The organism is Mycobacterium sp., from assembly GCF_050701675.1.
Lineage (GTDB): Bacteria > Actinomycetota > Actinomycetes > Mycobacteriales > Mycobacteriaceae > Mycobacterium.
The window spans coordinates 1-8545 of record NZ_JBOGDD010000212.1 but is presented as its reverse complement, the minus strand read 5'-3'; the positions used below and the strand labels follow the sequence as shown (position 1 = coordinate 8545).

The 8545-nt window shown below is 66.4% G+C and carries 9 protein-coding genes and 2 pseudogenes; 10 read left to right on the top strand and 1 reads right to left on the bottom strand.

Going from position 1 to position 8545, the window contains the following annotated elements; translation table 11 throughout:
* The 7 genes and pseudogenes from ACRDUX_RS06225 to ACRDUX_RS06195 all read left to right on the top strand — a co-directional run.
* A pseudogene (locus ACRDUX_RS06225) lies at positions 1-586 on the top strand (ABC transporter permease); the annotation flags it as partial.
* 287 nt (positions 587-873) lie between these two features.
* Positions 874-1128, top strand: coding sequence for a hypothetical protein (locus tag ACRDUX_RS06220; protein WP_526412040.1), 255 nt, complete (start codon positions 874-876; stop codon positions 1126-1128).
* Positions 1129-1441: 313 nt separating this feature from the next.
* Entirely contained in the window at positions 1442-2500 is a 1059-nt protein-coding gene (locus ACRDUX_RS06215; protein WP_526412039.1) for a type III polyketide synthase, read from the top strand.
* A gap of 4 nt (positions 2501-2504) precedes the next feature.
* Positions 2505-3014 (top strand): isoprenylcysteine carboxyl methyltransferase family protein, encoded by a 510-nt coding sequence (locus ACRDUX_RS06210; RefSeq protein ID WP_526412037.1) that lies wholly within the window; start codon positions 2505-2507, stop codon positions 3012-3014.
* Positions 3011-4027: an NAD(P)/FAD-dependent oxidoreductase gene (locus ACRDUX_RS06205; protein WP_526412035.1), complete on the top strand. Its 1017-nt coding sequence runs from the start codon at positions 3011-3013 to the stop codon at positions 4025-4027. The genes ACRDUX_RS06210 and ACRDUX_RS06205 overlap by 4 nt, the downstream gene beginning before the upstream one ends.
* Positions 4028-4089: 62 nt before the next feature.
* Entirely contained in the window at positions 4090-4584 is a 495-nt protein-coding gene (gene tpx / locus ACRDUX_RS06200; protein WP_526412033.1) for a thiol peroxidase, read from the top strand.
* Positions 4585-4738: 154 nt separating this feature from the next.
* Positions 4739-5518: a hypothetical protein gene (locus ACRDUX_RS06195; protein ID WP_526412031.1), complete on the top strand. Its 780-nt coding sequence runs from the start codon at positions 4739-4741 to the stop codon at positions 5516-5518.
* Positions 5519-5548: 30 nt separating this feature from the next.
* Here the strand turns inward: ACRDUX_RS06195 and tenA are convergent, their stop codons facing one another.
* A complete protein-coding gene (gene tenA, locus ACRDUX_RS06190) occupies positions 5549-6226 on the bottom strand; it encodes a thiaminase II (RefSeq protein ID WP_526412029.1) in 678 nt (225 codons plus the stop codon).
* Between the two features lie 233 nt (positions 6227-6459).
* On the opposite strand from tenA, the gene ripD reads away from it, so the two are divergent.
* From ripD to ACRDUX_RS06175, 3 genes and pseudogenes are all read left to right on the top strand, one after another.
* Positions 6460-7056 (top strand): NlpC/P60 family peptidoglycan-binding protein RipD, encoded by a 597-nt coding sequence (gene ripD, locus ACRDUX_RS06185; RefSeq protein WP_526412027.1) that lies wholly within the window; start codon positions 6460-6462, stop codon positions 7054-7056.
* A gap of 82 nt (positions 7057-7138) precedes the next feature.
* Entirely contained in the window at positions 7139-8164 is a 1026-nt protein-coding gene (locus ACRDUX_RS06180; RefSeq protein WP_526412025.1) for an NADP-dependent oxidoreductase, read from the top strand.
* A gap of 101 nt (positions 8165-8265) precedes the next feature.
* Positions 8266-8545, top strand: a pseudogene (locus tag ACRDUX_RS06175) (fatty-acid--CoA ligase); the annotation flags it as partial.

The following is an 8545-nucleotide window of genomic DNA, read 5'->3' as shown; positions in this document are numbered from 1 at the left end:
GTTCTCGGCCGTCGTCGGCAGCGTGGTCTGCACCAACGCACTGTGTTTCGAAGCTCAGCGGGTCCGCGACGTCATGTCTGGCGGCGAACGGCTCTGGCGCATCATGGTGGCCAAGAATCTGGCCATGGCCGTGCTGGTCACCATCGCAGCGCTTCCCGTCATCGGCTTCCTCACCGTCACCAACGACGGCAATCCGATAGCGATGATCGACCAGCTGGTGACGATGGTGTTCATCTGGCTCGGCGTCGGAAACGTGTTGTCGGTGCTGTATCCGATTCGGCACGAACCGGTTTCGGCGAGACTGCGGGACGGAACGTGGAAGCCGTACCTGTTCTCCTTTGCGCTGTCGTACGGCGTCGGACTGACCGTCAACCTGATGATCTTCTGGCGTCTGTGGTCACGCCAGGCGGCGGCCACGGAGCTCGCCGGCGGCCAGTGGGCAGCGTTCGTGCTCGTGCTCGCGAGTGCGGTGACCAGTTGGTTGCTGCTCACCGTGTTCGCGGTCGCCTGCAGTCGGGAGCCTCGAATCCGCAGAGTGCTGTCCCGCGAAATGGTCGCCTATCGCCGCGCTCCCAGGACCACCTGAGCCGCCGTTGCCGTCCCGGTTACTTGACCAGATGTTTCAAGCAGATTCACGAGTGGTACCCGACCCCAATGCGAAAAGAACTCATGACTCGAATTCTGATCGCCGGCGCAGCTGCGACGGCTTTGTCCTTCGCCCCTGTCGCCGGTGCCGACCCGGCACCGCCGTGTGGTGTTGAAGGTACGCCGTCGTGTGCCACCGCTGGACCTGACGGTGCGGCTGCGACCGCCCCAGGTGCGGGCGCGGTTGCAGGACCCGAAGGCGCTGGTGCGACTGTCCCAGGTGCAGGCGTGCAGGCCGGGCCTGACGGCACCGGAGCCTTCGTCCCGGGTGCGGGCGCTGAGGCTGGACCCGATGGTGCAGGTGCGACCGTTCCAGGTGCGGGCGCTCAGGCCGGGCCTGACGGGACGGGCGCCTTCGTCCCAGGTGCAGGCGCTGAGGCAGGACCTGGCGGCGCATCGGCCAACGTGCCCAACGGCAGCGCCAACGCGGGACCCGGCGGCGCTTCGTTCTGTGTGCCGGGCTTCTGTGCCAATGCCGGCTAACTGAGCCGCCGCACAGCTCGTACGATCCGCCCAGGGTGATCACTGATCACCCTGGGCGGACTTGCCGTTTTAGAGGTTGTTGCGCGTTCCGGCCGTGGAGACGACGACAAGTCATCACTTGTTGACACAGCTTCGGGCATCGCTTACGGTCAGTTAAGTCATCAGCTGTTGACATGGCGTATCGGCCCCGAAGTCGACGTGACTCGTCGCCGAGACGCCACGAACCAGGAGTGACCAATGTCGCCAACTCCGAAGTGCAAGCCCCGTGAACCAACGGGTCCCGGGTGTCGTGTCCATGACGAGGAGTGTGCCCATGAGCGTTATCGCAGGAGTCCGCGGAGAACTGCCCCCGCGCCGCTATACCCAGTCCGAAGTCACCGAGGCGTTGTTGGCATTACCGGGTTACCGGGAGCACGCGGACGCCATCCGGAAGCTGCACAAGAGCGCCAAGGTGGACAGTCGCCACATGGTGCTTCCGCTGGAGGATTACGCCCGTCTCGATGACTTCGGCAAGGCCAATGACCTCTTCATCACCCACGCCGTCGAACTCGGCTGTGCCGCCCTACTCGGCGCGCTGGAGGAGGCGGGTCTGGAACCGTCGGACGTCGACGTGATCTACACGACGACGGTGACCGGTCTGGCGGTGCCGACCTTGGATGCCCGCATCGCGGGCCGGATCGGGCTGCGCCCCGACGTGCGACGGGTGCCGATGTTCGGGCTGGGTTGCGTCGCAGGGGCGGCCGGCGTCGCCCGGCTCAACGACTATCTGCGTGGCGCCCCCGACGACGTCGCGGTGCTGCTCTCGGTCGAGCTGTGTTCACTCGTACCCAAGAGCGATCCGTCGATGGCCACCGTGGTCGGGAGCAGTCTGTTCGGCGACGGGGCAGCGGCGGTGGTCGCGGTCGGTGACCGCCGCGCCGAGAAGATCGGTGCGTCCGGTCCGGAGATCATCGATTCGCGCAGCCACCTCTACCCCGACTCGTTGCGCACGATGGGGTGGGACGTCGACTCGAGTGGCTTTCGGCTGGTGCTCTCGCCCGATGTGCCCAAGGTCGTCGAACGGTACCTGGGTGATGACGTGACGAATTTCCTTGGCAGCCATGGCCTCGACGTCGAGGACATCGGTGCCTGGGTCAGTCATCCCGGTGGTCCGAAGGTCATCGAGGCGATCACCGCGACCCTCGGGCTGCCCGAGGACGCGCTCGAACTGACCTGGCGATCGCTGGCCGAGGTGGGCAACCTGTCGTCGGCGTCGGTACTGCACGTTCTGCGCGACACCATCGCCAAGAGGCCACCGGCGGGAAGCCCTGGCGTGCTGATGGCGATGGGTCCCGGGTTCTGCTCCGAGCTGGTCCTGCTGCGGTGGCGGTGACCGGGTGATCTGGTATGTGCTTCTGATCGTCGCAATCGCAGCGGAGCGCCTCGCTGAACTCGTTGTGTCCAAACGCAACTGGGCGTGGAGCCGGGAACGCGGTGGCACCGAGTTCGGCACTGGACACTATCCCGTCATGGTGATTCTGCACACCGCGCTGTTGGTGGGATGCCTGGTGGAGGCAATCGGCCTGCACCGCCCGTTCATTCCCGCTCTGGGTTGGCCGATGCTGGCCATCGTGGTGGCCGCCCAAGGGCTGCGCTGGTGGTGCATCACCACGCTCGGCCCGCAGTGGAACACCAGGGTGATCGTCGTACCGGGGGCGCCACGCGTCACCGGCGGCCCGTATGGCGTGATACCCCACCCGAACTACGTCGCGGTCGTCGTCGAGGGCATCGCCCTGCCGCTGGTTCACACCTCGTGGATCACCGCATTGGTCTTCACCGCGCTCAACGCGGCATTGTTGAGGACACGGATCAAGGTGGAGAACGCCGCGCTCGCGAGCCTGAGGTGATCGACCTGCTGGTCGGCGGCGGCGGACCGGCAGGACTGGTCACCGCGCTGTACGCCGCAAGGGCCGGTCTCGAGGCCGTCGTCGTCGAACGTCGCCGCGGGTCCCTGGACAAGGCGTGCGGCGAAGGCATGATGCCGCACACCCTCGAGCATCTGGCACGCCTCGGCGTGGCCCCGCCGGGCAAGAGGTTGACCGGGATCAGCTATCTGGACGGCGATCGACGAGTCGACGCGACGTTCCGCGCGGGCACGGGTCTCGGTGTGCGCAGGACGGTGTTGCATGCAGCGCTGCGGGATGCCGCCGACGCCGCGGGCGTGCGTTTCGTCCACGATGACGTCGGTGACATCACCCAGGATTCGGCATCGGTGCGGGCGGGGGAGCTGCGAGCGAGGTACCTGGCGGCGGCCGACGGACTGCACTCACCCATCCGCCGCGCGATGGGCCTGTCGCAACCGTGCGGTGGGCCCCGACGATGGGGGATCCGCAGGCACTTCGAGATCGCGCCGTGGACCGACTCCGTCGAAGTGCACTGGGCTCCCGGCGCCGAGGCCTACGTCACCCCGGTGGCCGATGACTGCGTCGGCATCGCGATCCTCAGCTCGTCCCGTGGCGGGTTCGACAGCCACTTCGAGGAATTCCCTGCGTTGAAGGCACGGGTGGGTGGCCACGTACACGGGCCCGACAGGGCCGCCGGGCCGCTTCGGCAGAAGGCGCGCAGCCGAACCGCAGGCCGGGTCATGCTCGTCGGCGATGCGGCCGGGTACATCGACGCGTTGACGGGTGAGGGGATGGGTCTGGCGTTCGGCGCCGCCAAACTCCTGGTGGACTGCGTGGTCGCCGATCAGCCCGGCGACTACGACCGGCAGTGGCGTCGAGAGACCCGCCGCTACCGCGCACTGACCTCGGCGCTGATCCTGGCCGGCGTCTACGCGCCGATCCGGGCACGCATCGTGCCCGCCGCCACCGCCCTGCCGCGGGTGTTCGCGACGGCGGTCAACCAGCTGGCCTACTGATCCACATCGGCGAGTCTGACCCCGGGCCACCCACGCGCCGCCGTTCTTGGCAGACTGTGCGCATGGCACAGATAACCTTGCGCGGAAACCCCATCAACACAGTCGGCGAGCTGCCCGCCGTGGGAGCGCCAGCTCCCGCGTTCACCCTCACCGGAACCGACCTCGGCGCGGTCACCAGCGAGCAGTTCCGCGGTAAGAGCTTGCTGCTGAACATCTTTCCCTCGGTTGACACACCGGTGTGCGCAGCCAGCGTGCGCACGTTCAACGAGCGGGCCGCTTCTAGCGGCATCACCGTGCTGTGCGTGTCGAACGATCTTCCCTTCGCGCAGAAGCGATTCTGTGGCGCTGAGGACATCGAGAACGTCACGACGGCTTCCGGGTTCCGTGACAGCTTCGGTGCTGACTACGGCATCACCATCGCCGAGGGGCCCTTCGCCGGACTGCTCGGCCGGGCGGTCGTCATCCTCGGTCCCGACGGAAACGTCACGTATTCGGAGCTGGTGCCCGAGATCGGCCAGGAGCCGAACTACGACGCGGCGCTGGCAGCCCTGAGCTAGTTTCCGCGGAACCCCGCGCATCGCCCGACCGTCACGGCGGCCGGATCTCGAAACGTGCCGTCAACGGGTCGGCGAGGCTTCCCCCGCTCGAACGAGCAGAGATTCTTTGCTGAACAACCCAACCGTTGCGGAAGATACGGCGTATGGTATTGCGATGACAACCGCACACGTAGCCAATCTGAACGTGTCGGTGTCGGAAACCGGGCGCGAACTCGACCGCACGGGGTTCCTGTGCCTCAAAGGTGTCGTGTCGTCGGAGTGGCTGTCCGAAGCGCGGGCCAGCGTAGATGCGAACCTCGTCGAGTACGGCGAGACGGACTTCTGCATCGTCAATCCGGCCGGAGAGGCAGGCACGCCCGCTCAGCACTTCATCACCGACCCGGACGTACGAGCCCTGATGTCCGGGCTGGTGGCGCATCGCTGGCCACGCGCATACGTCGAAGACGAAGAGATCGAAACCGTGCTTCGGGTGCTCGCCGGGCCCGAGCGAGCGGCGACCTCGTTCGCGTTCCACTACGACGCGACAGTCATCACGATGCTCGTTCCGCTCTACATTCCCGACGCAGGTCCCGGCGGATCGGGTGAGCTGGTGGTGTTCGCGAACAAGCGCCCGTTCCGGCGATCGGCGGTGATGAACATCTTCGACAAGATCGCCGCGCAGAACCCGCTGTTTCGCAAGTACGCCATCCGCAAGCTCAAGCACGCCCCCGAAAAGTACGCGGTTGTGCTCGAACCCGGAAATGTCTACTTGTTCTGGGGTTACCGCACGTATCACGGCAATGGGCCGTGTGCAGCGAACACGGTCCGGGCAACGCTGCTTCTGCATTTGGGAGATCCGCACCACGGCAGCTCGATTACCAACGCCGCCAAGGTGTTGAAGCTGTTTCTGGCGCCGTCGTCCGAACGTACCGAGGCCACGGTGAAACGGCTGTAGTAGCACGGTTGAACGGGTTGGAAGCCCCGCTCAGACGGGCCAGTCCTCGCGCCGGTACGCGGCGTCGAAGAACATCCACTCGTAACGTGCGGTCGTCACGAAGTGGGCACGTGCCACCGCCTCCTCGGCGGGGTTCAGCTCTACCCCGATCCGGTCGGTGAGGTCCAACACCCTGGCGACGGTGGCGGCGAAGTCGTCGCCGCCATAGCTGTCGATCCACCTTTGGAACCGAGGATCGGGCGAACCACGTTCGATCAGCGCTTCGCCGACTCGCGCGTAGATCCAGTAACAGGGCAGGACTGCAGCCAACCCTTCGGCGAAGCTCCCGCCGTATGCGGTGGCGAGAAGGTAGCTGGTGTAGGCCCGCGTGGTCGGCGTGGCACGAGTCCCGTCGACTGCGGCAGTGTCGAGACCGAGTGCGGGCAGCAGGGTGTCATGCAGGCTCAGTTCGACGTCGTACACCTCTGCCGCGTGCCTGGCGAACATCGCCGTGTCGGCGAGGGTGGCGGCCCTCGCGCCGACGATGGCCAGCGCGCGCGCGTAGTCGCGCAAGTAGTGCACGTCCTGGGCGACGTAGTGAGCGAAGACCGCTGCGTCCAGGGTGCCGTCGGTCAGTCCGGTCACGAATGGATGGGCGAGGACCGCCGCAAACGTCGGCTCGATCTCGTCCCACAGCCGCGTCGACCAGGTCCGGGTTTGGGTGCTCATGGTTACGCAACCTACCCGTGGACGATCACGCCCGTGGCTGCGACCCGTGGGGTGAGCGAAGGCTCTGCATCACCGTTCGGTCACGGTATGGCGGCTCATTGGCCTTGGCGCACTCAACAATTGGGCCCTCTGACGTTGCAGGTAGTACAAAGTGAATCGAGTTGATTACGTCGACGAATGGACCAACCTCGGTGTTGAGCCTGGGCCTGGAGTCGCAGAGAGATGGAATTTCGATGAGACGCACCTTCGCCCTCGTGATCGGTCTGGCCATGTTGGTGACCACCCCGGGTCTCGCGGCAGCTGACCCCTATCAGCGGCCCGCGCGCAACCAGCAGGCCGTCGACTTCGTGATCAACCGCGCGCTATCGCAACGCGGGGTCCCCTTCTCCTACGGCGGCGGCAACGCCACCGGTCCCACCCTTGGCTCCGACACGCGAGTCGACACCCTGGCGACCGAGCAGCGCGCAAACACTCCGATCACCACTCCGGGTGTGGCCATCTTCGGCTCCGCCCCGGGTTCCACCATCCTCGACCCGGCGCCGGCCCCCAGCGTCGTCGGGTTCGACGCCTCGGGAATCGTCGTCTACGCCTTTGCGGGAGCCGGGATCAAGCTGCCACGCTCGTCGGGTGAGCAGTACAAGGTCGCCCAGAAGGTCGCGCCCGATCAAGCTCTCCCCGGTGACTTGATCTTCTACGGCGTCGACGGCGCCCAGAGCGTCGCACTGTTCTTGGGGAACGGACAGATGCTCGAGGCGAGCGACCCCGCGGTCAAGGTTTCGCCGGTCCGCACCAACAACATGACCCCCTACCTCGGCCGCATCATCGCGTGACGTCGGCCGTGACAGATCCTCGGCGGATCGGGTTACCCGCTTAGCACCCGAAGCGGCTTGCGCCTTCGGTAGTTTCAGCACCGTGCCTGACCCGACGAACCGCCAGATCCTGTTGCGTCGCCGTCCCAGAGGGCTGCTCGAGCCCGCCGACACCGAGCTGGTCAATTCACCGGCGCCCGAGCCGGCGGAGGGCGAAGCGCTGGTCCGGGTGACCTATGTCGGGATCGATGCCGCGGCACGGACGTGGCTCAACGACCAGCCGGGCTATCTGCCACCCGTGCAGTTGGGCGAAGTGATCAGGGCGGCAGGCATCGGCGAGGTGGTGGCGTCACGGTGCGACGCGTATGCGGTGGGGGACGTGGTCACCACCCTGACGGGTTTTCAGGAGTACGTGACCGTCCGCGACGACGTGTTCTGCACGCCGGTCACCGGCATGGACGACGTCGACCAACCCGCGGTGATGTCGATCTACGGCCCGACGGGCGCCACCGCGTACTTCGGGATGAACGACATCGGTAGGCCGCAGGCGGGGGAGACCGTGGTCGTCTCCGCCGCGGCGGGCGCCACCGGGTCGGTGGCAGGCCAGATCGCCAAGATCGCGGGCGCCCGCGTGATCGGCATCGCGGGCGGTCCGCAGAAGTGCCGCGCGGCCGTCGAGGACTTCGGGTTCGAGGCCTGCATCGACTACCGCGAGGGCGATCTGGCGGCCGCACTCAAGAGGCATTGCCCGAGGGGTGTCGACGTCTATTTCGACAACGTCGGTGGCCCGATCCTGGACGCCGTGCTTGGCCGCCTTGCCGCCAAGGCCCGGGTCGTGCTGTGCGGCGTCATCTCCAGCTATCTGACCGGCGAGCACCCCGGCCCTGCGAACTACGTCAACATCCTGGCGAAGACCGCCACGATGCAGGGTTTCAACGCACTCGACGAGTGGGGCCGATTCGATGAGGCCTTCGCCGCGCTTCGCCGGTGGGAGGCGGCCGGGCTGCTCGTCCACCGCGAGACCATCTACGAGGGCATCGAGTCGTGCGTCGACGCCCTCAACGGATTGTTCACCGGAGCCAACATCGGCAAGATGCTGGTCAAGGTCGGCGAACCCACTCCTGCCTAATGGCCGCGGGTCGCTTCGCTCCTGCCGCCGTACCTGAGCGGCCCGTGTTGCCCTCCGCACACCTGGCCTTGGAGTGGCGGATCGATCCATAGAATGCAGGCATGGATCGCGGCTCTCAGCGGGCGTCCGTCATTCCAAGCGGCCTGCTCCGAATCGAGGACTGCCTCGACTCCGGAGGTGGCGTCACGCTGCCGGCGGGTGTCACATTGCCCTCAATGGTCGATCGCAACATCGCGCACGTTGGTGACTCCGTGGCCTATCGCTACCTGGACTACGCCCGCTCCGCCGACGGTGTCGCCCATGAACTGACCTGGGCCGAACTCGGTGTTCGCATGCGAGCCATCGGTGCTGTAGTTGTAGGGATAGTTTGGATTGTAAACC

What these genes read in the sequence shown, in the direction of transcription:
- ACRDUX_RS06195 (WP_526412031.1), top strand. Translation starts at nt 4,739, where the DNA reads ATGACAACCGCACACGTAGCCAATCTGAACGTGTCGGTGTCGGAAACC.
- tenA (WP_526412029.1), bottom strand. Translation starts at nt 6,226, where the DNA reads ATGAGCACCCAAACCCGGACCTGGTCGACGCGGCTGTGGGACGAGATC.
- tpx (WP_526412033.1), top strand. Translation starts at nt 4,090, where the DNA reads ATGGCACAGATAACCTTGCGCGGAAACCCCATCAACACAGTCGGCGAG.
- ACRDUX_RS06215 (WP_526412039.1), top strand. Translation starts at nt 1,442, where the DNA reads ATGAGCGTTATCGCAGGAGTCCGCGGAGAACTGCCCCCGCGCCGCTAT.
- ripD (WP_526412027.1), top strand. Translation starts at nt 6,460, where the DNA reads ATGAGACGCACCTTCGCCCTCGTGATCGGTCTGGCCATGTTGGTGACC.